This is a genomic window from Marivirga salinae (genome assembly GCF_030503855.1).
Classification (GTDB): domain Bacteria; phylum Bacteroidota; class Bacteroidia; order Cytophagales; family Cyclobacteriaceae; genus Marivirga; species Marivirga salinarum.
Genome location: NZ_CP129971.1, coordinates 504,157 through 529,288, shown reverse-complemented (window position 1 = coordinate 529,288; position 25,132 = coordinate 504,157). Strand labels below are relative to the sequence as shown.

24 protein-coding genes are annotated in these 25,132 nt (G+C 33.7%); 12 read left to right on the top strand and 12 right to left on the bottom strand.

Going from position 1 to position 25,132, the window contains the following annotated elements:
• Nucleotides 1-4: 4 nt before the first annotated feature.
• Nucleotides 5-2,035, bottom strand: a complete 2,031-nt coding sequence (locus QYS49_RS02310; protein ID WP_308350020.1) for a monovalent cation:proton antiporter family protein — start codon at nt 2,033-2,035, stop codon at nt 5-7.
• Between the two features lie 168 nt (nt 2,036-2,203).
• Nucleotides 2,204-2,962 (bottom strand): SDR family NAD(P)-dependent oxidoreductase, encoded by a 759-nt coding sequence (locus QYS49_RS02305; protein WP_308350019.1) that lies wholly within the window; start codon nt 2,960-2,962, stop codon nt 2,204-2,206.
• Between the two features lie 201 nt (nt 2,963-3,163).
• Here QYS49_RS02305 and QYS49_RS02300 point away from each other — a divergent pair, with 201 nt between their 5' ends.
• Entirely contained in the window at nt 3,164-4,810 is a 1,647-nt protein-coding gene (locus tag QYS49_RS02300) for an RluA family pseudouridine synthase (RefSeq protein WP_308350018.1), read from the top strand.
• Between the two features lie 57 nt (nt 4,811-4,867).
• Here the strand turns inward: QYS49_RS02300 and QYS49_RS02295 are convergent, their stop codons facing one another.
• A complete protein-coding gene (locus tag QYS49_RS02295) occupies nt 4,868-8,398 on the bottom strand; it encodes a PKD domain-containing protein (protein WP_308350017.1) in 3,531 nt (1,176 codons plus the stop codon).
• 183 nt (nt 8,399-8,581) lie between these two features.
• Between QYS49_RS02295 and QYS49_RS02290 the strand changes: the two genes are divergently transcribed.
• Complete coding sequence (locus tag QYS49_RS02290) at nt 8,582-8,965, top strand: DUF6438 domain-containing protein (RefSeq protein ID WP_308350016.1); 384 nt, start codon at nt 8,582-8,584, stop codon at nt 8,963-8,965.
• Between the two features lie 7 nt (nt 8,966-8,972).
• Here the strand turns inward: QYS49_RS02290 and QYS49_RS02285 are convergent, their stop codons facing one another.
• Nucleotides 8,973-9,485 carry a hypothetical protein gene (locus QYS49_RS02285; RefSeq protein WP_308350015.1) on the bottom strand — a complete coding sequence of 171 codons (513 nt, stop codon included), beginning with the start codon at nt 9,483-9,485 and terminating at the stop codon, nt 8,973-8,975.
• Nucleotides 9,478-10,014 (bottom strand): helix-turn-helix transcriptional regulator, encoded by a 537-nt coding sequence (locus QYS49_RS02280; protein WP_308350014.1) that lies wholly within the window; start codon nt 10,012-10,014, stop codon nt 9,478-9,480. Before QYS49_RS02280 ends, QYS49_RS02285 begins: the two co-directional genes overlap by 8 nt.
• Nucleotides 10,015-10,128: 114 nt before the next feature.
• Here QYS49_RS02280 and QYS49_RS02275 point away from each other — a divergent pair, with 114 nt between their 5' ends.
• From QYS49_RS02275 to QYS49_RS02260, 4 genes are all read left to right on the top strand, one after another.
• Nucleotides 10,129-10,386 carry a YtxH domain-containing protein gene (locus QYS49_RS02275; RefSeq protein WP_308350013.1) on the top strand — a complete coding sequence of 86 codons (258 nt, stop codon included), beginning with the start codon at nt 10,129-10,131 and terminating at the stop codon, nt 10,384-10,386.
• Nucleotides 10,387-10,442: 56 nt separating this feature from the next.
• Nucleotides 10,443-10,934, top strand: coding sequence for a Dps family protein (locus QYS49_RS02270; RefSeq protein WP_308350012.1), 492 nt, complete (start codon nt 10,443-10,445; stop codon nt 10,932-10,934).
• A 162-nt stretch (nt 10,935-11,096) separates the two neighbouring features.
• Nucleotides 11,097-11,873, top strand: coding sequence for a UDP-2,3-diacylglucosamine diphosphatase (locus tag QYS49_RS02265; RefSeq protein ID WP_308350011.1), 777 nt, complete (start codon nt 11,097-11,099; stop codon nt 11,871-11,873).
• Nucleotides 11,874-11,888: 15 nt separating this feature from the next.
• Nucleotides 11,889-12,281 carry a T9SS type A sorting domain-containing protein gene (locus QYS49_RS02260; RefSeq protein WP_308350010.1) on the top strand — a complete coding sequence of 131 codons (393 nt, stop codon included), beginning with the start codon at nt 11,889-11,891 and terminating at the stop codon, nt 12,279-12,281.
• Between the two features lie 78 nt (nt 12,282-12,359).
• Here QYS49_RS02260 and QYS49_RS02255 read toward each other — a convergent pair whose 3' ends face one another.
• Nucleotides 12,360-14,930 carry a serine/threonine-protein kinase gene (locus QYS49_RS02255; RefSeq protein ID WP_308350009.1) on the bottom strand — a complete coding sequence of 857 codons (2,571 nt, stop codon included), beginning with the start codon at nt 14,928-14,930 and terminating at the stop codon, nt 12,360-12,362.
• The gene (locus QYS49_RS02250) at nt 14,873-15,451 is read right to left on the bottom strand and encodes an ECF-type sigma factor (RefSeq protein ID WP_308350008.1); all 579 of its coding nucleotides are present in this window, start codon (nt 15,449-15,451) and stop codon (nt 14,873-14,875) included. The genes QYS49_RS02255 and QYS49_RS02250 overlap by 58 nt, the downstream gene beginning before the upstream one ends.
• Before the next feature lie 375 nt (nt 15,452-15,826).
• Between QYS49_RS02250 and QYS49_RS02245 the strand changes: the two genes are divergently transcribed.
• The 4 genes from QYS49_RS02245 to QYS49_RS02230 are packed head-to-tail and all read left to right on the top strand — an operon-like array spanning nt 15,827 to nt 18,754.
• The gene (locus tag QYS49_RS02245; RefSeq protein ID WP_308350007.1) at nt 15,827-16,429 is read left to right on the top strand and encodes an RNA polymerase sigma factor; all 603 of its coding nucleotides are present in this window, start codon (nt 15,827-15,829) and stop codon (nt 16,427-16,429) included.
• A complete protein-coding gene (locus tag QYS49_RS02240) occupies nt 16,407-16,646 on the top strand; it encodes an anti-sigma factor (RefSeq protein ID WP_308350006.1) in 240 nt (79 codons plus the stop codon). The genes QYS49_RS02245 and QYS49_RS02240 overlap by 23 nt, the downstream gene beginning before the upstream one ends.
• A gap of 3 nt (nt 16,647-16,649) precedes the next feature.
• Nucleotides 16,650-17,309, top strand: coding sequence for an endonuclease III (nth, locus tag QYS49_RS02235; protein WP_308350005.1), 660 nt, complete (start codon nt 16,650-16,652; stop codon nt 17,307-17,309).
• 2 nt (nt 17,310-17,311) lie between these two features.
• Nucleotides 17,312-18,754: an SLC13 family permease gene (locus tag QYS49_RS02230; RefSeq protein ID WP_308350004.1), complete on the top strand. Its 1,443-nt coding sequence runs from the start codon at nt 17,312-17,314 to the stop codon at nt 18,752-18,754.
• A gap of 210 nt (nt 18,755-18,964) precedes the next feature.
• Here QYS49_RS02230 and QYS49_RS02225 read toward each other — a convergent pair whose 3' ends face one another.
• Nucleotides 18,965-20,269, bottom strand: a complete 1,305-nt coding sequence (locus QYS49_RS02225) for a 1-acyl-sn-glycerol-3-phosphate acyltransferase (protein ID WP_308350003.1) — start codon at nt 20,267-20,269, stop codon at nt 18,965-18,967.
• 176 nt (nt 20,270-20,445) lie between these two features.
• On the opposite strand from QYS49_RS02225, the gene QYS49_RS02220 reads away from it, so the two are divergent.
• Entirely contained in the window at nt 20,446-20,649 is a 204-nt protein-coding gene (locus QYS49_RS02220) for a PspC domain-containing protein (RefSeq protein ID WP_308350002.1), read from the top strand.
• A 58-nt stretch (nt 20,650-20,707) separates the two neighbouring features.
• Here QYS49_RS02220 and QYS49_RS02215 read toward each other — a convergent pair whose 3' ends face one another.
• From QYS49_RS02215 to radA, 4 genes are all read right to left on the bottom strand, one after another.
• A complete protein-coding gene (locus QYS49_RS02215) occupies nt 20,708-21,061 on the bottom strand; it encodes a DUF4783 domain-containing protein (RefSeq protein WP_308350001.1) in 354 nt (117 codons plus the stop codon).
• A gap of 197 nt (nt 21,062-21,258) precedes the next feature.
• Nucleotides 21,259-21,663: a DUF4783 domain-containing protein gene (locus QYS49_RS02210; protein WP_308350000.1), complete on the bottom strand. Its 405-nt coding sequence runs from the start codon at nt 21,661-21,663 to the stop codon at nt 21,259-21,261.
• A 195-nt stretch (nt 21,664-21,858) separates the two neighbouring features.
• Nucleotides 21,859-22,461, bottom strand: a complete 603-nt coding sequence (locus QYS49_RS02205; RefSeq protein WP_308349999.1) for a DUF2179 domain-containing protein — start codon at nt 22,459-22,461, stop codon at nt 21,859-21,861.
• Nucleotides 22,462-22,635: 174 nt separating this feature from the next.
• Nucleotides 22,636-24,000, bottom strand: a complete 1,365-nt coding sequence (gene radA, locus QYS49_RS02200; protein WP_308349998.1) for a DNA repair protein RadA — start codon at nt 23,998-24,000, stop codon at nt 22,636-22,638.
• A 354-nt stretch (nt 24,001-24,354) separates the two neighbouring features.
• Between radA and QYS49_RS02195 the strand changes: the two genes are divergently transcribed.
• Complete coding sequence (locus QYS49_RS02195) at nt 24,355-25,110, top strand: SDR family oxidoreductase (protein WP_308349997.1); 756 nt, start codon at nt 24,355-24,357, stop codon at nt 25,108-25,110.
• Nucleotides 25,111-25,132: the final 22 nt, after the last annotated feature.

The following is a 25,132-nucleotide window of genomic DNA, read 5'->3' as shown; positions in this document are numbered from 1 at the left end:
AATATTAGATGCTAATTTTGTCGTAAAATTGTTCCAAATCATCGGGTTTACCAAATACAAAAATAGTATCCCCTTTTTTTGGAGTGGTTTCAGGGCCTATTTGTGTGGTTAAGTCTCCATTTCTTTTTAGTCCAATGACTGTAACACCAAACTTATGTCGAATGTTAGTTTCCGCTATCGGTTTATCCGTAATATCGTCATTATCTTTTTCTATATCATAGCAGGCAGTAGTTAAATTGGGGAACTCCTCTGTTAACTTCTGCATAGGATTTCTTTTAATTACGCCTCTTAACATTTCGTAATTATCTGCTCTTACATTTCGAACAAATTCTTTAATTTTTTTCTGAGGGATGAAATATTGATTCAATACCCTGGTAAAAATTTCTACTGAAGTTTCAAATTCTTCAGGGATCACTTCATCTGCTCCTAAACGTAAATTTTCTTCTGTTTCAGCTATGAACCTAGTCCTTACAATAATATGGATAGTATTGCTAATCTCCCTGATTTGTGTAACTATCCGTTTAGTGGCTAATGGGTCAGAAATTGCAATCACTACAACCTTAGCTTTATAAACTCCTAGTCCTTTTAAAACCTCAGCTTGAATGGCATCTCCGTAATGAATAGGCTCACCTAAAGCTTTATATTTCTTAATGGTATCAGGATTCATTTCACAAATCACATAAGGAATGCCTGCGCTTTTTGCTGCTTTAGCCACATTTTGACCATTCAATCCAAATCCTATGATGACAATGTGTTTGTCCAATTCTTCCTCAGGTGTTTCGCTAGCATCTTCTGGATTAGTAGGAAATGAGAAAAACATTTTTTGAGTTTTACTGCCTAATTTGGAGGCCAATTTACTGGCAGCTAATTTATCAGCCAATTTTGGTGAAATACTCATCATAAAGGGAGTAATTCCCATTGTGAATAAAGATACAGAAAGGAAATATTGATAAGTCAAATCAGAAATTACCGCATAAGTGATCCCGACTGTTGATAAAATAAAAGCAAACTCACCAACTTGAAAAATAGAGAATCCTATCCTGTAGGAAGTCCTTCCTGGATAACCTAACATGGCACCTGCTAATGTGGCAATTAAGGATTTTCCAATTACAGTTGCCACCATTAAGCCTAAGATTATAAAAAAGTGATCGGCCACGAAAAAGATATCCAAAAGCATTCCAATTGACACGAAGAAAAAGGATGTAAACAGCTCGTGAAAGGGAAGAATATTGCTTGCTGCCTGATGACTATATTCAGATTCAGAAACAATTAACCCCGCTAAAAAGGCACCCAATGCAAGCGATAGTCCTAATGCTGCACTCAACCAAGCTATTGAGAAACAAATCAATACTATGACCAAAATAAACAACTCTTTACTTCTGGTTTTAGCAATTTGATAGAATAACCAAGGAACTATATAACGAGCACTCACTAATACAAAAGCTATTAAAAATGCTGCTTTTAGCACCATCATGAGGATTTCCATCCAAATATTTTGTGATTCTCCTGCTAAAAGAGGAGTAAATAACATCATAGGTACCACTATAATATCCTGGAAAATTAAAATGGCTAAAATGGTTTTACCATGTGGTGTAGTGGTTTCTCCTTTATCTTGAATGATTTTAAGGACAATGGCTGTACTACTTAAAGAGAAAAGAAAACCAAGAAAAACAGCCGCGCTCCAATCGAAGCCAGTATTGAGAGCAATTAACATTACCAATAAAATGGTACCCACCACTTGAACCGTCCCTCCAATGAAAACTGCCCGCTTGATGGATATTAAGCTTTTGATGGAGAATTCAATTCCAATAATGAAAAGAAGTAGGATTACACCAATTTCTGCAAATACTTTTACACCTTCTGTTGCATCAATTAATTGAAAACCATAAGGCCCTGCAATTATACCTGTAATCAGAAAACCGATAATTGGCGGCACTTTTAATTTACGGAAAAGGAGAATTACAAAAATAGAAAGCCCTAAAATGACTACTATGTCACTTAAAATAGGAATATCTACACTAGCAGCTAATATCATTAGGCAATTAATTTAATTTCAAAATTAATCATATATTTTAAACTTTATGCCCAACTATTCAAAGCTTTCTTTATAATATTATTTAAGTGTGATTAAAACCTATTTAAGACATTATATAAAAATGATGCAAACTTTATTATTACTTAATAGAATAAAACTAATTTAAAATCAAGCAGTCATTCCACCATCAACAGGGTTGACTGTTCCAGTGATAAAACTACTATCATCGCTCCCTAAAAATAACATGAGTTTTGCCACATCTTCATTGCTTGCATAGCGCTGCAACGGAATACTCTGCTCAAAACCCTTTTTAGCTTCAGCTCCTGCTCCTGGTGCAAAGCCTTCTTCCAACGAACGCATCATCCGATTATCAACAGGTGATGGGTTAACAGTATTCACTCTAATGTTATGCGGTGCTCCTTCCAATGCGGCCGATTTCATCATCCCGATCACGGCATGTTTGCTGGTTACATATGGCAATATATTGGGTGTGCCCATCATACCTGCTACTGATGAAGTGATGATGATACTTCCACCATCTTTATTTTCTTTCATTACTGGAAATACATGTCTCAAACCATAGTAAACGCCTTTTATATTTACATTTATTACTTGGTCAAATGTATCCAAAAGATATTCATCTAATGGAGCTACTTTACCTTCTACTCCTGCATTATTATAGAAAATGTCTATACCTCCCAATTTTTCTTTAGCAAAAGCCACATATTTAGCGACCTCTTTTTCTTGGCTTACATCGGCTTTGAAAGTATACAGCTTGTCAGAACCTAATTCCTCTTTGGCATTTTTCAAATCCTCTTCTCTTAAATCCGTAATCAATACTGAAGCTCCTCTAACCAATAATTCCTTGGCAAGCGCTCTTCCAATTGCCCCGCTTCCTCCTGTTATTACTACTCTTTTATTTTTCATGATTATTGTGTTTATACCTTAATTATCAGAACGTTATAGGTTGTTTGGAGTTAGTAAGATAGATCAGATCTTTAAATGATTTATATCAATATATTTGATCATTTTATTGAAAGTACTTTTAGTGTGGAGCAGAATATTAAATTACTTAATTTTGAGTCACTAACTTCTATTTAGCAACCGGCATTATAATCACTCCTTTCTATGCAGAATTCTTATTTCATAAACTTCAAATCAGACATCTCAAATTATGAGTTACCTAATAAATTTACTTTCCCTTTTTCTTATGAACCACATCCGCTTACTGAATTAGCAGCTAATGAATTGCAAGAAATCTTAAGAACTGTAAAAATTAAAAATGAAATCAGCGGTAAGATGTATGGCATTTTAGTGGTACAAAATAAAGCTGGACAGCTAGGCTATTTGGTTTCTTTTTCTGGGCAAGAATATGCTGGGAAAGCTCCTGTAAATTTTGTTCCTCCTATTTATAATAGAATGGAAATGGAAGGTTTCTATAAAAAAGGAGAGGAGGAATTGGTGAAGATTAACCGAAAAATCAAGATGCTTGAGGAAGATCAAAATTTCAACAGCTTGATGCAAGAGCTAAAAAAGCAAACTAAAATCTCTAATTTGGAATTAAAATCAGAGCAAGAAAAGAAGCAAGCTGCAAAAGCCATAAGAAAGGAAAAGCGTGAAGAGGGAATGGTGAATTTAAGTCCTAGTGCTTTTGATAAGTTGGATGAACAGCTCAGAAAAGAGAGCATTGCTAAAGATCTGGTATATAAGAAATTTTATAAAGAATGGAAAAAGAAAATAGCTTCCATTCAATCGAAAGTAGCCGTTTATGAATCTCAAATCCAGCAATTAAAAAAGGAGAGAAAGCAAAAATCCAATAAACTTCAAAAGCAGATTTTTGACCAATATCAGTTCTTAAATGTTTATGGAAAGAGAAAAGGAGTGGAGGAAATTTTTGAACCAATAGGCTATCCTCCATCTGGAGCAGGAGATTGTGCATTGCCCAAATTATTGCAATATGCCTTTCTCCAAGAATACAAACCTTTGGCAATGGGTGAATTCTGGTGGGGAAAGGCCCCTAAGTCTGAATTAAGAAAGGAGGGTAGATTTTATCCTGCTTGCAGCGGAAAATGTAAACCTATTTTAGGACATATGTTAAAAGGCTTAAAGCTCGAAGATGACCCATTATTGCAATATACGGCTGAAGACAAGGTAATCGAAACACTTTATGAAGATGAACAAATTGCAGTTATAGTGAAGCCTGCTGGTTTATTAAGCATTCCTTCTAAAGAAATAAAAGATTCTGTATTAATTCGGATGCAGAATAAATATCCGAAAGCTACGGGGCCGCTTTTAGCGCACAGATTGGATAAACTGACTTCCGGAATTATGCTCATAAGTAAAGATTTGGAAAGTCATAAATTTTTGCAAAAGCAGTTTATGGATAAAACAATCCATAAGAGATATTGCGCATTGTTGGAAGGGAAATTGAAGCAAAAAGAAGGAGAAGTGAACTTGCCACTTGCTGTGGATGAAGATAATCGCCCTATGCAAAAAGTGGATTTTGAAAAGGGAAGAAAAGCTTTAACCAAATGGAATTTAATAAGCCAGAATAAAGAGAAAAGTATGGTGACTTTCATTCCTGTAAGCGGAAGAACCCACCAGTTAAGAGTTCATTCCGCACATCCAGAGGGTTTAGATGCACCTATTGTTGGTGATACGCTTTATGGAAATAAGTCAGAAAGGTTGATGTTACACGCAGAATATATTCAATTCCGACATCCTAAAAATCAGGAAATAATGAGATTTGAAAATAAGGCACCATTTGGTTTATAAATAAAAAAACCCACAAGATTTGAAATATCTTGTGGGTTTAAATTGATTAAATAATTCTTACTCGATTAGAACTTTTATTTGAGTACTTTGATTTCCTGTAGTAACTCTTACTAAATAAAGGCCTTCAATAGCATTATTTAAGTTCATTTCTTTAGCTTCTTGAATTCCGAGTTTATTAAATTTCTTAGATAAAATCTTACTACCTTTTAAGCTATAAACTTCTACGCTATAGTCACCGATATACTCATTTTCAAAAGAGATATTTAATTCCTTGCTATTTTTAAGAGGATTAGGAAACACAGAAAAGCTTCTTGCTAATGGAGAATCATTTGAAGTAATGATATTATTACCATCAGAAAACCCTAAACAGTTATTAATTATTACCGCTACAGAATATTGTGCATCCTCCACCGCTAAGTAAGTTTGTTCAGTTGCATTAGGGATAGTATCTCCATCCATATACCATTGGTAAGCTTGACCTTCGGTTGCCGTTAATAAAACTGTAAAATCTTCGCTTCTTTCCCCAGCAGTGATAGAAGGAGTATGGCTAGCACCAATTGAAATAAAAGCTTCTTTTTCTTCCGTAATGGAAGTGCCAACAAAATCTTCTGCCGTAAGGCTAACATTGTAATTCCCTTCAGAATTATAAACTACTTCATGAGGACCTAAACCACTAGCAGTTTGAGGTTCTGCACCTTCTCCAAAATTCCATTCTAAATCTTTAATTGTACCGATAGATTCATTTCTAAATGTAACAACCGTACCTTCACAACCTGACTGGATATCAGCAATAAAGTCTGGTATCGCTGGACCAGCTTCGGGGCCTGATAATTCAATATTATCAATTGCCATACCTACATCTACTGTTGCAGCATCCGTTAAGAATTTAATCCTGAAACTTACTTTACCCTCACCTCCCAGAAATGAAACGTCTGTATATTTTTTTTCAAATTCGTTAGCAGTATTACCACTAAAAATAGGGACTTCACTACCAAAAACAGAAAGTGGATCACTTATTTGGTTATACCAACCTTCTTCTTGTTCATCATTTAGTTTCACCCAATTTTCTCCACGGTCTATTGTGTATTCAACAATAAATCCATCCCAGTTGTCTTCAAATTGATAATTGGTTTCAAAAGAAAATTCATAGTTTCCAATACCAGTAAATTCAAATTCTGGTGTATAAACATAAGCCTCAGAGTCATCAACATATAACTCATCATTTATGGCAGTCACAAATGCATTTTCACCACTTGCTGTTCCAGCTTTACCTTCTATCGAACTTGATCCTAGGCTGAATCCGCTTCCAGAAATATTAAGAATACTAAAATCTTGATTCTCTCCTTCTAAATTCCCGCCATCTTCAAGAGTGTATGGAATTTGTCTGCTTGGTACCACTTTAATTAATTTTTCTTTGATTTTAGTATCAGTACCATCAGGACTTGTAATCGTTAATGAAACATCATACGTACCACCTTCTGTGTAAATATGTGATGGATTTTCTAAAGTTGATGTATTTCCATCTCCAAAGTTCCATTCAAAAGCAGTTGCACCTTTTGATATATATTCAAAATTTACCTCATCGCCAGGATATGTTAAGCCTTCAGATGAAGAAACAAAATCTGCTGTAGGACTACTTGTTGTGATTTCAAAATCGTCAATAAGTACACCATCAGCTTCATAACCTGCAGCAACATAGTCTTGAGCAACGAAGAAAACGAACCTGAAATTCACTTTATCATTTCCACTAAGGAAACTAACATTATACCTGGCTTCTGTAGGAATAAATGTTGTGTCCCCATCTATTACTTCAATTGTTTGCTGAATCCACCCTGCATTTTCTTCTATAGGAAAAACAGAAGGACTTGATTCTTCTACATTATACCAATTGGTTCCTCTTTGATCATTCGCCTCACCTAATATTTCCCAAGATTGACCCTCGTTTAGGCTAAATTGAACTTGTAATCCAAATGGACCGGAAGAAAACAATCCGTTTGCTTCAGTGAATGCATTTTCCATTAAAAATTTAAAGGATAATTCATGATTTTTAGTATCATCAGAGAAATCGAAGATTGGAGAAATTAATGCACTACTAAGGCTTGAATTAAGTGGGCCAATATTTTCAGATAATTTAGTTTTCCAGACATTATCGCCAGAAGTAGTCTGATTCAATACGTTTCCAGGTTGACCGTACTCCCATAAATTTTCATTGCCTGTAAGGATTATAGAACGAAAGTCATTTTCATTACTTTCAAAGTCGCCACCATTTGCAAGTTCATAAGGAAGAGTTTTGGTAGTAAAATTCAGAATGTTGATTTCATAAAACTTATTCGGAGCATTTGAGGGGGCGGTGTAAATTCTCCCTGCCTTGTCTTCAACTCCCTCAAAGTAATATTTGATATTTGCTTCAACACCTGGGTTAGGGATCTCGGCAGTATAGTTTACATTATCACCTGCACTGGTCATTTCAACTGTTATACTATTTTCAAAATTATCTGTTGAATAAACCAATACGGGATTTAATTCATTATAGCCTGTATCACTAGAAACGGATAAATTGATTTCGAAAGCATCTGTTAGATTATTGGTAACATTGTTTGTGTTTTCATGATTAAGATAAGTATGAACCCATCCCATATCAGCAAAAATGTCTAATGATATACCAGGGTCATGAATTGCCTCACCAGAACCAAACTGAGGAGACATTAAAGAGTTGTCGTCACCTGCTGGATATTCGGCTTCATCTAAATGGGAATAGCTAGAACCTCCGTTCCAATTTGAAGGTGCATAAAGCTGAGGAGTAACACCTAGTGAAGAAACTGATATTGGTCCATTAAAAAATAAATCATTACTAGTAAAAGCATTACCGGCTTCAGAAGTTCCACTTGGAATATCTGTAATCAAAGTACCGTCTCCAAGCTCAACAAAATTAGTATAGATAGAAGCATCATCATTAGAATTTAAAGCCCAGTTTCCAATACCATTTTCAAAAGAAGTTGCACCAGTAAAGCCTAATCCATGACCTAATTCATGAAGCACTATTGAAACAAAATCATACTGACCAGATGGAGGGTCTGCATCAAGACCAAAATAAAAATCAAAGTCACTATTGAAATTGGAATTAATGTCAGCATCACCAGGAGTATTAAGATTGTAACCTGCTATTTTTTCAGCTAAGGCTATAGGGTAAAAAGTATTGCTTTTTACAGCACCAGGAAAATCACGAACAAAATTTGTAGGGCCTGCTGACCCTAAAACACCTTGTCCTAACTCTCTAAAATTAGCATTAACAACTATTTGAACAGGTGATTTTATTAAGGATGCCCAAATATCCACTGCATATTGATAAGCAATTTTAGCTTCTTCATTATCGTCAAATCCATTGTAATTTACAATGATGTCAGCAGTGTTTTGCTTAACGCCACGCGCATTAAATGCTTTAAATTTTTCTGGAGGAGGTACGGAAGTATCATAACTATTATGATCAACTGGACAAATTACGGGATCAAATTTTTTGAAAACTTGTGCATTTGCTGTATTAAATCCAATGATTATGATACAAATGGTTAAGGTTAATATTTTTTTCATAACTTAATTTTTAATTATTTTGACTAAAATTAATCATCTTAGTCCGAAAATGTAACTAAAAATACTTTTTCTTGTTTGTGTAAGAAATCAATAGTAAAAATTAATAGTATGTATAAGGCAACCTTTTTAAGTTTAATATCTCTAATTCTATTTTCCTTTATTTCTTGTAAAAGCAATAAAAGCATGAGCTCACAAAAAGCAGAGGAGATTTTTAGCTTAAATACTACCGCATGCATGGGGCCTTGTCCTGTTTTTGAATTATCTCTTTATGGCGATAAAAGATTGGTGTTTAATGGCAAAGAAAACACAGAAATATCGGGTAAAAAAGAAGTGGTGTTAGAAGATGAACAATTTGAAGCATTACTTGGGATTATAGATGCTGCAGACTGGATGAATTTAAAGGAAGAGTATCGTTCGGATATGCTAGATTTGCCTACTCAAAATTTTAGTTATAATCGAAACGGGATTAGAAAAAATGTATCAAGATATGGCACTGGGCCTGAGTCAATTTCTAATATGAGCGATACTATTTTGACATTTGTAGAAGAGCAAGTATTTGGTAAATAAATACCAATTAATTTGATAGATACTTTTGAGGAAGCTTTTCCTCATCAGATTCATTGCTCCAAAATACATTCATAATATACCATCTGTCTTTTGCTTTCAGTAATTGGATGCTGTTGATGCCCCGTCTTTCAATTGCTCCATTTTCTTCAGTTCGCACAGCATAGGTACTAAAACAATGGGCAATATTTCCAAATGATTCTGTTATTCTGTAGAGCTCTTGTTCATAGAAAGCAGTGCCACCTCTATTTTTCTTATACATATCTACATACTCCTGCGGAGTCCAGTAATTATAGGCCACGTCTCCAGATTCTGATTTCTGGGTTGGAATCAGTTTCGCATTTTCAGAGAATAGATATTTAAACCTTTCCCAATCTCTTTCTTCATCTGCAGAACCTGAAATAACCTCCGTTAAAGCTGTCATAATGGATTCAATGGATTGCACATCTTTTTGGTAATTCTGTGCATAAGATGAACTTGAAATGAAAATTAACAGAAAGTATAGTTTTAAGAATTTAGTCATGGTTTTTGTCAATTATTTTAATCAAATCTGTATTACTTTTTAAAACTGTTTGCAATATATCCAACAAGTTTTCATAGTCTGCTGAAAGCTTTTTGTTGAGTTCCTCTGGGTTTTGGTTTGAGCTGATTCTCATTTTATGAAAAGCTCTAAAACCATCAACCATTTTATGAATATCCTTGTTTTGATCTTTTAGCCTTTTGATTTTATCATCTGAATTATGATTTCCTTTCAATGCATTAACTCGGTCTTTAAGTCCCTGAAAAGGAAAACTTTCTTCAAAAATTTTCAATGGGTTTCTCTCCTCATTTATTTTTTTTGAGGAATATTGTAAATCCTCATTTACTATTTGATGTATATCTATACCGAAATAGTCCGCTATTTTGACCAAATTCTCGATACTAGGCTGTGCTAGTTCCTTTTCATATGATGCAATATTGCCTCTTTTGAGTCCAACTGCTTCTGCCATAGCGGTTTGACTCAAACCCTTTTCAGTCCGTAAATATTTTATGTTGTTCGATATTTTTGTCATATGTCAACAATATTAACATTTTTCCAACAAAATTGTCAATATATGTAACATTATTTAATTAAAAGTGTTATTACAGTATAAGTAATAAATAATAAAAAACTAAATAAAATCACTATGAATAACGGAGTAAAAATTTTGACAGGATTTAGCTTAGGATTATTAACAGGAGCAGTTGCGGGATTACTTTATGCACCTGAAAAAGGAGATAAAACTAGAAAGAAATTGAAAAAGAATGTTGATAAATCTTACAAAGATTCAATGAAGAAAATTGATGAATTGAAATCAACATTAAATAAAGAAATCGATAGCGTTTCATCCAAAGGAAAAGAAACAATCGATCAACTGAAAGATTCAGTTAATTATAAAAACTAATTTCAGCTGATCTTTTAGGGTTTATTTTTATTTAATTAAAACTAAGAAATAAATATATGAGTACAACAGCGGAAAAAAGATATAGAAAATTAGGTTTTGATAAGTCAGAAACGCAAAGGCTTGTTGAAGTAATGAATTCTTTATTAGCAAATTATCATCTTCATTATCAGAAATTAAGAAACTTTCACTGGAACGTTAAAGGTGCAGATTTCTTTGATTTGCATGAGCAATTTGAAGAGAGATATGACATTGCCAAGGAGAGCATAGACGAGATAGCAGAAAGAATTAGAGTTTTTGGACATACACCACTAAGTAACATAAGTGATTATATGGAGCACTCTAATATTAAGGAATCTCCAACAGATTTACCTGCAGAAGAAATGGTTCAAGAAATATTGAAAGATTATCAAATATTACTTTCATATCTTACGGATGCCATGAATGCAGCTATTGACATAGGTGATGTTGGTACTGAAGATATGTTGAATACCTTTATTCAAGATATGGAGAAACATCACTGGATGTTAAGTTCTTTCTTAGGTAAATAATTAAAATTTAGTTTAGGAAAACTAAAGCTGAGTCTTTAAAAAGATTCAGCTTTTTTTATGTGCTGATTTATCTAATAAGCTCTATATAACATAAAGTTTTCTGTTCTTAAATATGGAAATAAGGTAAGTTTTAATATCCTTTTTTTAGCTTTGTAGCCAATAATGAAAACCCTCGAACTGGACATACCGGCAGAAAAGAAAATATATTTCGCTTCAGATTTTCATTTGGGAGCGCCAAACTTAAAAGAAAGTCATCTAAGAGAAAAGAGAATTGTCCAATGGATGGATCAAATTCAAACAGATGCTTCTGCTTTATTTTTAGTAGGCGATATATTTGATTTTTGGCATGAATATAAAAAAGCCATTCCTAAAGGATTTATTCGATTTCAAGGTAAATTGGCAGAATTAGCAGATTCAGGTTTGCCTATTTATCTATTTACCGGTAACCATGATATGTGGATGTTTGGTTATTTCACAGAGGAATTGGGTATTGAAGTTTTTAGAGAGCCTATAACTTTATTAGCCAATAATAAAAAAATGTTGATTGGTCATGGAGATGGCTTGGGACCTGGCGATCAACAATACAAATTCCTTAAAAAAGTGTTTGATAATAAAGTTTGTCAGTGGTTGTTCCGTCAAATCCATCCTGATCTAGGAATAAGTATTGCAAATAAATGGTCTGCCAGCAGTAGGATAAGCAGCAGCACTGATGAAACAGAGAAATTCTTGGGAGAAGGAGAATGGTTATGGGCTTATACAAAAGAGATTGAAAAGCAGACTCATCATGACTTCTATGTTTTTGGACATAGGCATTTACCACTTGATTTAGAAGTAAATAAAAATTCGCGTTATATAAATTTAGGGGAGTGGGTTAATTATAATACTTTTGCATCTTTTAATGGCAAAGATTTTGCATTAGAAAAATTCGATGAAGAATAATTGTCTCCTTTAAATATGATAAGAGTTTTACTTATACTTTTTTTATTTTGTTTTGCACTATCGATTTCCCATGCTCAGGAAAGCTCTAGTGATAGCGTTCAAATAGAAAGCGTTGAAAAAGAAGGGAGAGTCAGCTATCCTAAAAAGTTATTAGTAAATCCTGAATTTGATTTTAAGTTAAAAAAGACAGAAACTGGAAAGTTTACCCTTAGCTTTTACAAAGAAAATGACAAATCAACCACCATTAAAATTTATGATTTAATAGGTAATTTAATAAAACAAGAGACCGTTTCTAAATCAGGGCTATTCACCAAAGAATATGATTTAAGTTATTATAATCCCAAATTTTTCATAGTTGAAGCGGGAAGTTCGGAGTACAATAAAACCAAATCAGTAATTGTAGAATAATAACTTCAATAGCTACATTACTTAAGCTATATAGCTTTTTTATAAAATAGTTCAGTATCAAATAGAATTCTCAATACATCACATTTTATTAACGTCTCCTTTCATAATTTTGGATATACGCTCTACATCATCTTTATATATTTTGGTATTGCGATGATCTTCTCCAAGATATTTGTTAGCCAAAGTGTAAGATTCCTGAAAATACATCTGTGCCATTGCGTAATTTTCTTGCTTTTCGAATAAAATTCCGAATTTATTGTAGAGGTAAGAAGTCTTTTGATGACTTTCATCAAATTTGGTTTCAATTATGCCTTTAGCTCGTTTCAAATATTCATAGGCTTTATCAGTTTCATTTAATTCAATATAGCAATTAGAAATGGATATGTAATCGTCTGCCACATAAGGATGTTCCATCCCGAAATTAGCAGTATCTGCAATTAGTATTTCCTTATATTCTGATAAAGCCTTTTCAAATTTTAATTGGGTGTAATAAATATTTGCCAAACTATATCTAGTGGAGACAATAAAATTGTTATCTGGTTTGAGCTGTTTACTAAATATTTCTATCGCTCTGTTCAGAATAATAGAGGCACTATCATAATTCTTCTTTTTATAATAAACGCCTCCCAGATTACTTAGAGTGATCCCTAAATCAATATTTGCTTTGGAGTCAATTTTCTTTTTTAAACTAATTGATTTTTCAAATGAAGCTATAGCAGAATCGTAGAGAGACATATCTTTAAATAAATTTCCCTGATTATTATAGTAAATACCTAATGCATGATGATGTTCTGGGCTTGTTTTTTGTTTTAGTGTGTTTATAGCTTTTGTCTGATAATAGGATGCTGAATCAAATTTGGATAAATCTTTATAAACAGAGGCGTAATGATTATAAATATCTGCTCTATACATTTCACGAACGTCATTAGTGATGTAATTATTCACTTTATTAATAATTTGAAGGGCAGTATCATAATTTCCTTGTATTTGTTGAGATTTAGCAAATGCTAGTATGTTTTCAATCTTAAATTCTAAAGGTAAATTTCCCTTTGGCTCTTCTATTCTATTTAGCAGCAATTTAAAAACTGAATCTGCCTTTTGAAATTCAGAAAGCTCTCTATAATTTCCTCCGAGCGTACTCATTATTTTTAGCTTGCTGTAGTTATCTATTTCTTTATATCTATTAAGTACTTTTTCAGCTAGTTCCCTAGATTCATTCCATAAATAAACATTTGTGTAAATATTTGTTAAACGATCATAAAGGCTAAGTTTAAATTCTTCATCTTCAAATTTTGACTCAATACTATTTACACTGTTATCCAAAATTTCTTTTATAGTAAGACTTCCTTCTGTCAAATTAGGGTCAGCACTTTTGAAAATATCTAATAGAAATTCATTTGTTTTAATTGCTTTCAGTTCGCTTTCTCTAGCTTTATTAGCCTGATAAGATGAAAAGACAATACCAATTATCATGGATATAATCAGTAATACAGAAAGCAAAATCTTAATCTTATTTCTTTTAATAAATTTACCGGCTAGGTAAGTCCAATTCTGGCTATGTACATTTACCGGTCTAGAGCTTAAATAATTTTCAATCTCTTGACTTAATGCTGAAACTGAAACAAACCTGTCCTCTGGCGATTCATTTAAACAAACTTTAATTATAGAGAGGAGTTCCGTATTAATTTCTTCATCCGCAAACTTGAGGCTTCTCTTTGAATACGTAGGATCTTCTCCTTTTTGAAATGGCAAATCATTTGAGAGTATTAAGTGCAACAAAATCCCCATTTGGAAAATATCTGTAGCAACACTAATGGGCTTTTGTTTTAATTGTTCAGGAGCAGCATAAAAAGGGGAGACTAATAAATGATTTTGTTTTAATGGTTCGCCCATTTTTTGAGCAATTCCAAAATCCAATAATTTAACTTGCCCTTCTTTATTGACTAAAATATTGGATGGTTTAATATCCAAGTGAAGTATTAATCTATTATGAGCATAATTGATGGCATCACAGATTTTTAAAAAAAGCTGTAGCTTTTCTTGAGTAGATAATTCATGCTTTTTTAAATATTCATCAATTGGAAATCCGTCTACATATTCCATGATGATGTAATGGACTCCATTATCTGTAACCCCTCCATCAATAATATGCGCTATAGTTGTATGATTAAGGTTAGCTAAAAACTGTTTTTCATTTCGGAAATTTTCAAAGAAATTTTCTTTTACCTCTTCTGAAGAAAAGCATTTGATCGCAACATTTTGTTCGAATTGCCGGTCATTTCTTTCAGCTAAATAAACCTGACCCATTCCACCCCGTCCCAAGGGCTTAACAATCTTATACTTATCAACTATGTCTCCTTGTTGATAAATATCTTCCTTTTTTTCTTCTAATCCATGGGCAATCCCTTCTTGAAGTTTGTCAAAATATTGGTCAGCATTTTCGGCATCTCGGAGCATCATGAGCACAGTTTGTTTCAATCGCTCATCGTTTTTTGCTTTATTTTCTACATAGTTTTCCCGCTCAGCGACAGGCATTTTTAATGCATTTTGGAAGATGTCTTCCAGTTCACTCCAAGAATAACCCATTGTTTTTAAGCCGTTTTTTTGGCTTGAATCTGACTGTAAATCCAAGCTTTGATTACTTGCCAATTTCTTTTTACGGTGGAGGGTGATATATCAAGTACTATTGCTGTTTCTTCTATGGTCATATTGGCAAAAAACCTACACTCCACTATTTTCACTTGTTTACTATCCTTTTTTTCTAGATCGGTCAAAACCTCATCTAATCTTAACAATTCATCTGAACATTCATCGGATAAATTTATTTTTTCTTCCCATTCTTCAAAACAAAGATGTTGTGCATCCCTACCTCTTTTTATGGCATTTTTTCTGCGTGCTGCATTTAATAAAATATGACGCATGGCTTTTCCTGCTACCCCATAAAAATGGGCGCGACTATTCCAGTTAGCTTCAGAATTAATAATTTTTAAATAGGCCTCGTGCACAATAGCGGTTGTGTTCAATGTTTCTATTCCAAAATATTGAAAACGTATCCTATGTGCTATATGTCGTAATTCATTATAAATAACGGGGAATATTTTATTGTAAGCATTCATATCCCCTTTATTTACTTGAACCAGTAGTTGTGTTATTTCTCCTCGATTTATCATAATATTTCGATAAATATACCAAAAGAACTGTACAAATCTATTATTAATTAAGATAAAATGAAGATATATTCAAAAAAACATATAGAAACAGATGATGTACACATTTCTCATAGACAAGATAAATTTTTCAGTTATTTTAAAAGAAATTTGGAGCTATTTTCTTCTATAAAAAAATGCAGAATAACGTAATTTAAAAATTATTATTATGTGCTCTCCAACCTTTTTTACATTTCTGCTGTCATTATAAAATAAATCGAAAAATATTTTTGTGTTTTAAAATCATTTGAATACTTTCGATCTAATAAATGAATGTTATACCTCTAAATATTGACGCTATAGAATAAACTTTTACCAAACTAAACAAGGTGTTTTAAGATGAATAATCAAAAAACAATGCTAGATGACAGCCAGTTAGTCGGACAGTATATCAATGGTAATGAAGTAGCGTTTGAAGAATTAGTAAACCGCCACAAGTCTAGAATTTTCACAACTATCTACATGATTGTTAAAGATCAGTATGTAGCTGAAGATTTAATGCAAGAAGTTTTCATTAAGGCTATACGAACTTTAAAATCCGGTCGTTATAATGAGGAAGGTAAATTTTTGCCTTGGATCTTAAGAATTGCACATAATTTAGCAATTGATAAGTTCAGGAAAAATAAAAGGTACCCTACCATCGTTATGGATGATGGAAATAGTGTATTCGAAACCCTCGAATTTGCAGAAGGCACATTTGAGGACGCACAAATGAAGAGAGATGTGCATAAATCGCTTCGTAAATTGATTCAGGAATTGCCTGACGCACAAAAACAAGTGCTGATCATGCGCCACTATATGGACATGAGTTTTAAGGAGATTTCAGATCAAACGGGCGTGAGCATCAATACTGCATTAGGACGAATGCGCTATGCCCTCATTAATTTGAGGAAAAAGATGCAACAATATAATATAGCCTATGACCAAAATTTTTACTCATGACGATTTAATCCGATATGTTTATGAAGAAACAGAGCCGGAGGAAAATCGGCAAATCGAACTGGCCTTAAGTGAGGACATGGAGCTCTTGGAGCAATACCATGAACTATTATGGCTGAGAGAGCAAATGGATGAAGGAATGATGGCTCCTTCAGAAAAAACCATCAATACTATTTTAGAATATTCAAAAGCTGTTAATTTGCATCCTGTAAAGGATTAGCAAATGACAAGAAAAGAACGCTACGAAGCATTTTTAGAATATTTTTCAGAAAATCAGCCACAAGCAGAAACGGAATTACATTATGAAAATCCGTATCAACTGCTTGTGGCTGTTATTTTATCTGCCCAATGCACGGATAAAAGAGTAAACATGGTCACTCCTGCGCTCTTTGAAGCTTTTCCCACTCCAGAGCATTTAGCTAATTCACACTTCGATGAGGTTTTACCTTATATCAAAAGTATTTCTTTTATGAACAACAAAACCAAGCATTTGCTAGGCATGGCTAAAATGTTGGTGGAAGATTTTAATTCCGAGGTTCCCGAATCAGTAGAAGATTTACAAAAAATGCCTGGTGTTGGTAGAAAAACGGCTAATGTTATTGCTTCTGTTGTTTATAATCAACCAGCCATGGCAGTTGATACTCATGTTTTTAGGGTGTCCAAAAGGTTAGGTTTGGTCAACAATAATGCTAAAACCCCACTTGAAGTAGAAAAAACCTTAATTAAACACATTCCTTCAGAATATGTGCATGTGGCCCATCATTGGTTGATTTTACATGGAAGGTATGTTTGCGTGGCAAGAAGGCCAAAATGTGAGGAGTGCAAAATCACGCATATGTGTAGATATTTTGAGAAGAATAAGCCTTTGGAAAATAAACTGTAATTATGCATCAAAAAACCATTTTGAAATATTCGGCTTTGGTATTAGGGCCATTACTTTTCCTAATAATCCAAATCGCGAATCCCCAATTTTGGTTTCCTGAAATAGGTTGGGATGTATTTTCCATTGCACTTTGGATGATTGTTTGGTGGGTATTTGAAGCTATCCCGATTTTTGCTACGGCTCTTTTACCTATGGTTTTATTTCCTAGTACAGGGGTGTTTAATCTTACCGCTGCCACAGCTCCTTATGCTAGTCCTATCATCTTCCTATTTATGGGCGGGTTTATGTTGGCTTTGGCCATGGAAAAACATCAGCTTCACAGAAGAATTGCCTTAAACTTAATTCGCTTGACTGGAACAAATGCCAATGGCATAATTCTGGGCTTTATGTTGGCTACTGCCGTACTCAGTATGTGGATAAGCAATACAGCCACAGCGGTTATGATGTTGCCCATTGCACTATCGGTGGTTAAATTATTGGAGGCACATGAAAATACATTTTCAGGATTCAATCGCTTTAAAGCAGCTTTGTTTTTAGGGATTGCATATTCCGCAAATGTTGGGGGTATGGCTACTATCATTGGGACACCTCCAAATGTAGTTTTAGTAGGATTAGTTAAAAGTATTTTAGGTAAAGAGATCAGCTTTGTAAGCTGGTTAATTATTGGCATTCCAACAGTGGCGGTTATGCTAATCATTATTTATCAAATGTTGACAAAAGTGCTTTTCCGTCATGGTATCACTAAAATTGAGAAAGCTGAATTATTTATTAGTCAAGAGTTAAAGCAACTTGGCAAATGGAGTAAAGAAGAAAAATGGGTAGCAGTAATATTCAGTATTACCGCTTTATGTTGGATTTTCAAATCTCAAATCAATTCACTCTTAGGAATTGAAATCTTAAATGATACGGTTACAGCTATGTCTGGTGGATTGGCTACATTTTTAATCCCGCTCAATAAGTCAGGTAAAATGTTGATGAACTGGGAAGATATGAAAAATCTTCCTTGGGGTATTTTAATATTATTTGGAGGAGGAATGACACTTGCCAAAGCAATGGAAACCGCTGGATTTGTAGATATGATAGGAGAAGCGATCAGTCAGTATCAGAATATTCCATTATGGTTATTGTTATTAATTTTAACTGCATTAGCTCTATTCTTAACTGAGGTGATGAGTAATGTTGCGCTTACCACAATAGCAATTCCTATGGTTTTAAGCATTGCAAAAGGATTGGATGTTGATCCATTACTGTTAGCCATACCGGTCGCCATGGCTACAAGTTGTGCTTTTATGATGCCCATTAGCACTCCGCCCAATGCTATTGTCTTTTCCAGTGGCTATATAAGCATCAAGCAAATGGTTAGAGCAGGGATTTTATTAAATATCATTGCTGTGATTGTACTGGTAATTGCTGGATTTTTTCTGGCTCCTTTTGTAGGGGGCTAAAATTTAATAGAAACAGCCGAGGGCTGCTTTTATTTCATCACAAGATCACAAAGAAAAAGACGTTAGCTGGTCAATGGGGTGTTTCTATGGGGTTGAAAATAATCAGCTTTAGCAGTACATTTCATAGAATTCTTAGTGAAATCCAAAGTGAGACTTTTTATTTAATTCATATCATTTTTAGCTAAGATATCATTTTTTTCTATTTGTTTTTCACACAAATAAGCCTTTAAACTCCTTCACTAATTCTTGTTCTTGCTTTATTATTTCAGGCTTTTTGAAAAGAATAAATGCATTTCTCAATTTCTTATAATGATATTCTGTTTCGTACATTACAACGGAAATTAATGGGAATGTGAAAACTGTGATACCCGCTATAATCCAACCTATACTAAAGCCTAATACTATAAAAATCAATAAATAGTATATAGGATACAGAAACATAGAAATCCCAGTTCTTAATGAAATATGCCAGGTAATGTCTTTGACTCCTGCTATTACTTTTTTTTCAATAATAAATTCAGGTATGAAATTGATCACTTTAGCTATTATCCAAAAAGGCAAACCTATTAAAATGCCAATTGCTTTAAATAGAAACTCAACTATTGTTGGTTTTTTAGCTTTAAAATCCTCCGACAGCTTGTTTTTATTTACTTCTCGAAAATAATTATTTGTATTCTCTTTCAGTGAGGATGTTAAATCTTCATTTTCCTGAAGATGATATGCAATTCTATTTACTACTTCATTTTCTGCATGGACAATGGATTTCTTGTTCTCAGCCCATTTCATGGCGTACGGTTTTAACAATGTTCTCACGTGCTCCATAAATTCATATTCTGCATGCCATTGAATATCCACCATTTCGGCTGATATATCTTTCCTGATTTTATCATTAAACTGCTTATTGGCTTTGGTGGGATTTTCCTCATAAACTTTTTGAAAATCGCTTACTTTAAAGGCATCTCCAAAGTGCACATGTAGATCATGCCATCTTTTCGGATGTCTTTCATAATGCAAACCAAAAGGCACTACATTTAGCCCTAACTGAAAATTATTTCCTTCCTCTGCTTGAAAAGCAATTCGGGCGGGGCCTTTTTGAATCGGTCTTAAAAATCTTTTTATCGCATGATTCCCTTCCGGAAAAATCAATAATGGCTCACCTTTCTTAAATAGATCGATACATTTTTTAAATATTTCATTGTTTTGAGCCACACTGCCCATATTATCTTTTTTCCTGTATATTGGGATTAAACGAATGATGTCAAGTGCAATGGATGCCCATTTTGATTTGAATATATCAGCACGTACCAGAATATTGGGTCTTATATTATGCCCAACTTTTACCAAAACTAGACCATCCATAAATGTGTTTTGATGGTTGCTGACAAATAGAGCGGGCATAGAATTTTTGATTTTATCATAACCTGTAACTATGATATTACGATAACTAAAAGCCATACTCACATTCATTAATGTGCGTAAAAAAGAGTAAATTAAAGACTTTACAATATTATGCATCGAATTGTTTTAATATTAAAGCCACAAATATAATGATTTTGAACAGTGTTCAATATGGTAAAAACAAGTGTTCATAAATGAACAGTAAAAAAAGGTAATAGTGTTAAATATGAGAATTAAGCCTGATTTTTAAGTTTGGCATTTATATTGAACTAGAAAATAATAAAAATAGAAAAATGGAAAAGAAATTAGAAAGAACAAGAGAAAGAGTTTTTGCAGGAGTATGTGGTGGGATAGCTAAATATTTTGGTTGGGATGCAGGAAAAGTACGTTTACTTTATGTCTTAATTTCGATATTAAGCGCAGCTTTTCCAGGAATATTAGTATATATTATTTTATGGTTTGTTATGCCAGAAGAAAATTTGAGTTGGAAAAGATAAGGTTTTTTACTCCAAGGAGAAATCAATCATATATATCTTTTCTTCGCCATCAATTTTCTTAACTCTTATGAGAACAAGAATAAGTGCCTTGGGAATGAACATAATTTCCGATGGCATATTTCAAATCTTCTTTAGTGCTTTGTTGGATGGCATATTCAAAGCTAATAGGTTCATGTTTTTTAAAGAACTCTTTTAGATAGATTTCGGCATGGACTTTACTATAATTTCCCGATTCATCTTTGATATTGAGTCCGATATTATCATGGAAATATTGGGACAATTCCTTTGAGCTACCAGCTTTTAGTGCTGAGCGAACATCTGCAAAAAGGGACTCGTTTTGGCCATATAGATCCCCATTGCTAAAGCTTGAAAATAATAGGAGATAGAAAAATTTTATTCCAATTCCCTTCATTAGGATTAATAATTCAATTTAAAAAAGTGAGTCAGCTAAAATTGTGCCATACCTTAAAACTTAATTTATTTTATAATAATAGCTGTTTCCTTTGTTTTTTAGATTGATTACAACAGGATGTTTCAGTGAGGAGGCAAGAAAAATTTTAGCAGGAATGGTGAACTATTTTGGTTGGAAGACGGGATGATTACAGTTAATTACTCTTCGGAGAAATCAATTATATATATCTTTTCTTTACCGTTAATTTTTTTAGCCCTTATAAGAACTAGATAAGTACCTTCGGAATGAACATAATTTCCGATTGCATATTTCAAACCTTCATTAGAACTGCCTTGATGAGCATATTCAAAGCTGATAGGCTCGTGTTTTTTAAAAAATTCCTTTAAATATATTTCAGCATGTACGTTACTGTAATTACCTGATTCCCCTTTAATATTTAACTCTATATTATCATGGAAGTGTTGAGATAATTCTTTTGAACTACCTGCCTTAAGTGCAGATCGGACGTCAGCAAACAGCGATTCATTCTGAGCTTGGGCAAGGTTCAAACTAAACCCCAGTATAAATATTATTAAGAAATATTTTATAGCAATTTCCTTCATGAGGATTTATGATTCTTTTTAAATATGTGAATAAGCTAAAATGATGCCATATTTAACAACAATTTTTTATTCTACTTTAAATCTGGTAGTAAAAAATTAAAATTACAAACGTAATTTTATACAAATTAGCATAATGGATTAGAGTATGCAAAAAGCAATCATAAAATTTGTTTATAAAAGAATTAAACATCCATTTTACTTACTCCGAATATCCAACATTTTACCAATAAGGATGCCTTTATTTTCTTTATATGATGCATCTTCATCACTAACTTTTTTCACGCCCTCAATAGTGAAAAATGCTTTTGGATTGTATTCTTGAATTTTAGGAATCAATTCTTTCAAAACGTTTCTTTTCACAACTGTGAAAATGATATTCACCTTTCCGTCATTACCTGTGGCATCGATATTAGAATACCGATGGTTTTTCTGTTCTAGATAATCAATTAAATTATTTGCAGGTAAGGCAGTAATTACTCTTACTACTACTCTTCCAATTGCCATTTTTTCTTCTACAATTATGCCTATGTAAGTTCCAAAAGCATAGCCTGTAGCATAAGATATGTAACTCACCGGATTATCAATGTGCTTAAAAATTTGACCGATAGCTAATAACCATATTAAGGATTCGAAAAAACCCAAGAGCGGAGCAAGACCTTTTTTACCTTGCATCACTAAGATTACACGCATAGTACCTATGGAAACATCAGCCACACGTGCTAAAAAAATTAGTAATGGAAGAATTACAAAGGCAAATATGTTACTTGAAAACCCTAATTCTTGAAAAAACTCTTGCATAAAAATTCAATTTGAAAGAAAAAACTCAAATATGTGAAAATTAATTCAGTTGGAAAAATGGTTAAAGTATATCATTTAATACTTGATGTAAGAATAGATTAAATCGAAAATATATTTTATACCTTAAGAAGTAAATCTATCTGTTAAATGAAACCTAATATAATATTCTAATTATCAACCGAACAAATAGCTTACTACCTCTCCTAGCTGACTAAAGGTCTTAATTTCAATATTATAGCGAGAAGTATCGACTCCTTTCATACTAAATTTGGAAACCAATATTTCCGTAAAGCCTAATTTTTCTGCTTCTGCTATTCGGTTTTCAATTCGGTTTACTGCACGGATTTCTCCACTCAAACCTACCTCAGCAGCAACGCAAGTTTTTGATGATAATGGAATTTCCTCCAAGGAAGAAATAATGGCCACACATACAGCCAAATCTATAGCAGGGTCTTCCACACGAACTCCTCCTGCAATATTTAGAAATACGTCTTGGATGCCTAATCGAAATCCCCCTCTTTTTTCCAAAACTGCCAACAACATGTTCAATCTTTTGTTGTCATAGCCCGTGGCAGATCGCTGAGGAGTACCATAAGTGGCAGGGCTCACCAAGGCTTGGATTTCAATTAAAAGAGGACGGTTGCCTTCTAAGGTAGCCCCAATTGCGGTTCCACTACTGTCTTTATCTTTTTGTGATATTAATATTTCGGAGGGATTGCTAACTTGACGCAATCCGTTTTGCATCATTTCGTAAATGCCCAATTCATTAGTAGAGCCAAATCTGTTTTTGGTAGTCCTTAAAATGCGGTAAGTAAGATGACGATCCCCTTCAAATTGTAAAACTGCATCCACCATATGCTCCAAAACTTTAGGTCCTGCAATTGCTCCATCTTTTGTGATGTGCCCAATTAGAAATACTGGGATTTTATTTTCTTTGGCAAAGCGCATCAGTTCCGCTGTACATTCTTTCACCTGGCCCACACTTCCTGCTGCAGATTCAATTTTTGGGGAATGTAAAGTTTGGATGGAATCAATCACCAATAAATCTGGACCTAAAGCTTCTACTTCCCTGAAAATATCAGCAGTATGGGTTTCGGTGAGGATAAAGCAATTTTTGGAATCATGCTCCATTCTGTCTGCTCGCATTTTAATTTGCTGAGCACTTTCTTCACCGCTTACATATAGCACTTTAAGATTAGAAAGTTGAAGGGCAATCTGAAGCATTAAAGTAGATTTCCCTATACCGGGCTCTCCGCCAATTAAAACCAATGAACCAGGTACAATTCCCCCTCCTAAAACTCGGCTAAGTTCACGATCGGCTACTTTAATTCTTGCTTCACTCGTGCTTTCTACCTCTTGAATAGCAACGGGTTTATTGGCTCTTTTACTAGATGATTGATAACCACTGGAAGATTTTTCTTTTGTCACTACCTCCTCCACGAAAGTATTCCACTGCCCGCAAGAAGGACATTTTCCAGCCCATTTAGGTGATTCATGTCCGCATTCCTGACAGAAATATGCTGATTTAACTTTTGCCAATTTTGTAATATAGATTAAATATTGGATAAAAATATATGCGAATTTGCACTAAGCAAAGCTACAAGTTTTTCAGTGAGCAACTGAATTTAATTCTTTAAAATATCTTGAGTAATCAATTATAAATTTAAGAATCCTCAATATAGAAACCGCCAATAAGACTGGAAAGAGCCAGAAAAAATTCAAGTTCATAGTTTGTTTGACAATTGGGCTTGGCGCTTGTATTAAGACAAAGATTTCAGTCCCAAATAATTAATGACAAAAATCCAACATGATGGCTACACCAGTCATTCCTTTTCTTTTTCTAGCATACTACATTTAGATTAATTTCAAAGATTTCTTTTAACAAGTATTATCATGGAAAATCAATTTAAAGATAAAGTAGCCATAGTTACTGGTGGATCTTTTGGTATAGGAAGAGCCACTGCTATCCTATTTGCCAAACATGGTGCAAAAGTGACCATTGCAGATGTGGTAGAAGACTCGGAAACTCTCAATACCATCAAAAAATTAGGGGGCACTGCAATATTTGTAAAATGTGATGTGTCTAAAGAATCCGATGTTATCAATATGGTAGAGCAAACAATAGAAAAATTTGGAAGGATTGATTTTGCTTTCAATAATGCCGGAATTGAAGGATTAGCCGCCCCAGCGCATGAATGCACCAATAATAATTGGACTAATGTTATGAATGTAAATATTGACGGAGTTTGGCTGTGCATGAAACATCAAATTCCGCATATGCTCAAGCAAGGAAAAGGCGCCATTGTCAATAATGCTTCTGTTGCAGGGCTTGTAGGTTTTGCAGGAACCCCTGCCTATGTTGCGTCCAAACATGCAGTTGTTGGATTGACAAAGAATGCCGCCTCGGATTATGCCAAATTAGGTATCAGAGTAAATGTGGTTTGTCCAGGTATTATTAAAACGCCTATGATAGACCGATTTACCGGCAAGGATAAGAAAATAGAAAAACAGTTTATGGATATGGAACCTGTAGGCCGGTTAGGGAAACCTGAGGAAGTTGCAGAAGCAGTCATATGGCTTTGTTCTGATGCATCTTCTTTTGTAACAGGTCAAGCACTGGCAGTGGATGGCGGCTGGGTAGCCCAATAATTTTTTTCAGTACTTCATAATT

What these genes read in the sequence shown, in the direction of transcription:
- QYS49_RS02240 (WP_308350006.1), top strand. Translation starts at nt 16,407, where the DNA reads ATGACCAAAATTTTTACTCATGACGATTTAATCCGATATGTTTATGAA.
- QYS49_RS02290 (WP_308350016.1), top strand. Translation starts at nt 8,582, where the DNA reads ATGAGCTCACAAAAAGCAGAGGAGATTTTTAGCTTAAATACTACCGCA.
- QYS49_RS02260 (WP_308350010.1), top strand. Translation starts at nt 11,889, where the DNA reads ATGATAAGAGTTTTACTTATACTTTTTTTATTTTGTTTTGCACTATCG.
- QYS49_RS02280 (WP_308350014.1), bottom strand. Translation starts at nt 10,014, where the DNA reads ATGACAAAAATATCGAACAACATAAAATATTTACGGACTGAAAAGGGT.
- QYS49_RS02225 (WP_308350003.1), bottom strand. Translation starts at nt 20,269, where the DNA reads ATGCATAATATTGTAAAGTCTTTAATTTACTCTTTTTTACGCACATTA.
- QYS49_RS02195 (WP_308349997.1), top strand. Translation starts at nt 24,355, where the DNA reads ATGGAAAATCAATTTAAAGATAAAGTAGCCATAGTTACTGGTGGATCT.
- nth (WP_308350005.1), top strand. Translation starts at nt 16,650, where the DNA reads ATGACAAGAAAAGAACGCTACGAAGCATTTTTAGAATATTTTTCAGAA.
- QYS49_RS02305 (WP_308350019.1), bottom strand. Translation starts at nt 2,962, where the DNA reads ATGAAAAATAAAAGAGTAGTAATAACAGGAGGAAGCGGGGCAATTGGA.
- QYS49_RS02215 (WP_308350001.1), bottom strand. Translation starts at nt 21,061, where the DNA reads ATGAAGGGAATTGGAATAAAATTTTTCTATCTCCTATTATTTTCAAGC.
- QYS49_RS02220 (WP_308350002.1), top strand. Translation starts at nt 20,446, where the DNA reads ATGGAAAAGAAATTAGAAAGAACAAGAGAAAGAGTTTTTGCAGGAGTA.
- QYS49_RS02230 (WP_308350004.1), top strand. Translation starts at nt 17,312, where the DNA reads ATGCATCAAAAAACCATTTTGAAATATTCGGCTTTGGTATTAGGGCCA.
- QYS49_RS02265 (WP_308350011.1), top strand. Translation starts at nt 11,097, where the DNA reads ATGAAAACCCTCGAACTGGACATACCGGCAGAAAAGAAAATATATTTC.
- QYS49_RS02205 (WP_308349999.1), bottom strand. Translation starts at nt 22,461, where the DNA reads ATGCAAGAGTTTTTTCAAGAATTAGGGTTTTCAAGTAACATATTTGCC.
- QYS49_RS02210 (WP_308350000.1), bottom strand. Translation starts at nt 21,663, where the DNA reads ATGAAGGAAATTGCTATAAAATATTTCTTAATAATATTTATACTGGGG.
- QYS49_RS02250 (WP_308350008.1), bottom strand. Translation starts at nt 15,451, where the DNA reads ATGATAAATCGAGGAGAAATAACACAACTACTGGTTCAAGTAAATAAA.
- QYS49_RS02275 (WP_308350013.1), top strand. Translation starts at nt 10,129, where the DNA reads ATGAATAACGGAGTAAAAATTTTGACAGGATTTAGCTTAGGATTATTA.
- QYS49_RS02270 (WP_308350012.1), top strand. Translation starts at nt 10,443, where the DNA reads ATGAGTACAACAGCGGAAAAAAGATATAGAAAATTAGGTTTTGATAAG.
- QYS49_RS02285 (WP_308350015.1), bottom strand. Translation starts at nt 9,485, where the DNA reads ATGACTAAATTCTTAAAACTATACTTTCTGTTAATTTTCATTTCAAGT.
- QYS49_RS02300 (WP_308350018.1), top strand. Translation starts at nt 3,164, where the DNA reads ATGCAGAATTCTTATTTCATAAACTTCAAATCAGACATCTCAAATTAT.
- QYS49_RS02310 (WP_308350020.1), bottom strand. Translation starts at nt 2,035, where the DNA reads ATGATATTAGCTGCTAGTGTAGATATTCCTATTTTAAGTGACATAGTA.
- QYS49_RS02245 (WP_308350007.1), top strand. Translation starts at nt 15,827, where the DNA reads ATGAATAATCAAAAAACAATGCTAGATGACAGCCAGTTAGTCGGACAG.
- QYS49_RS02295 (WP_308350017.1), bottom strand. Translation starts at nt 8,398, where the DNA reads ATGAAAAAAATATTAACCTTAACCATTTGTATCATAATCATTGGATTT.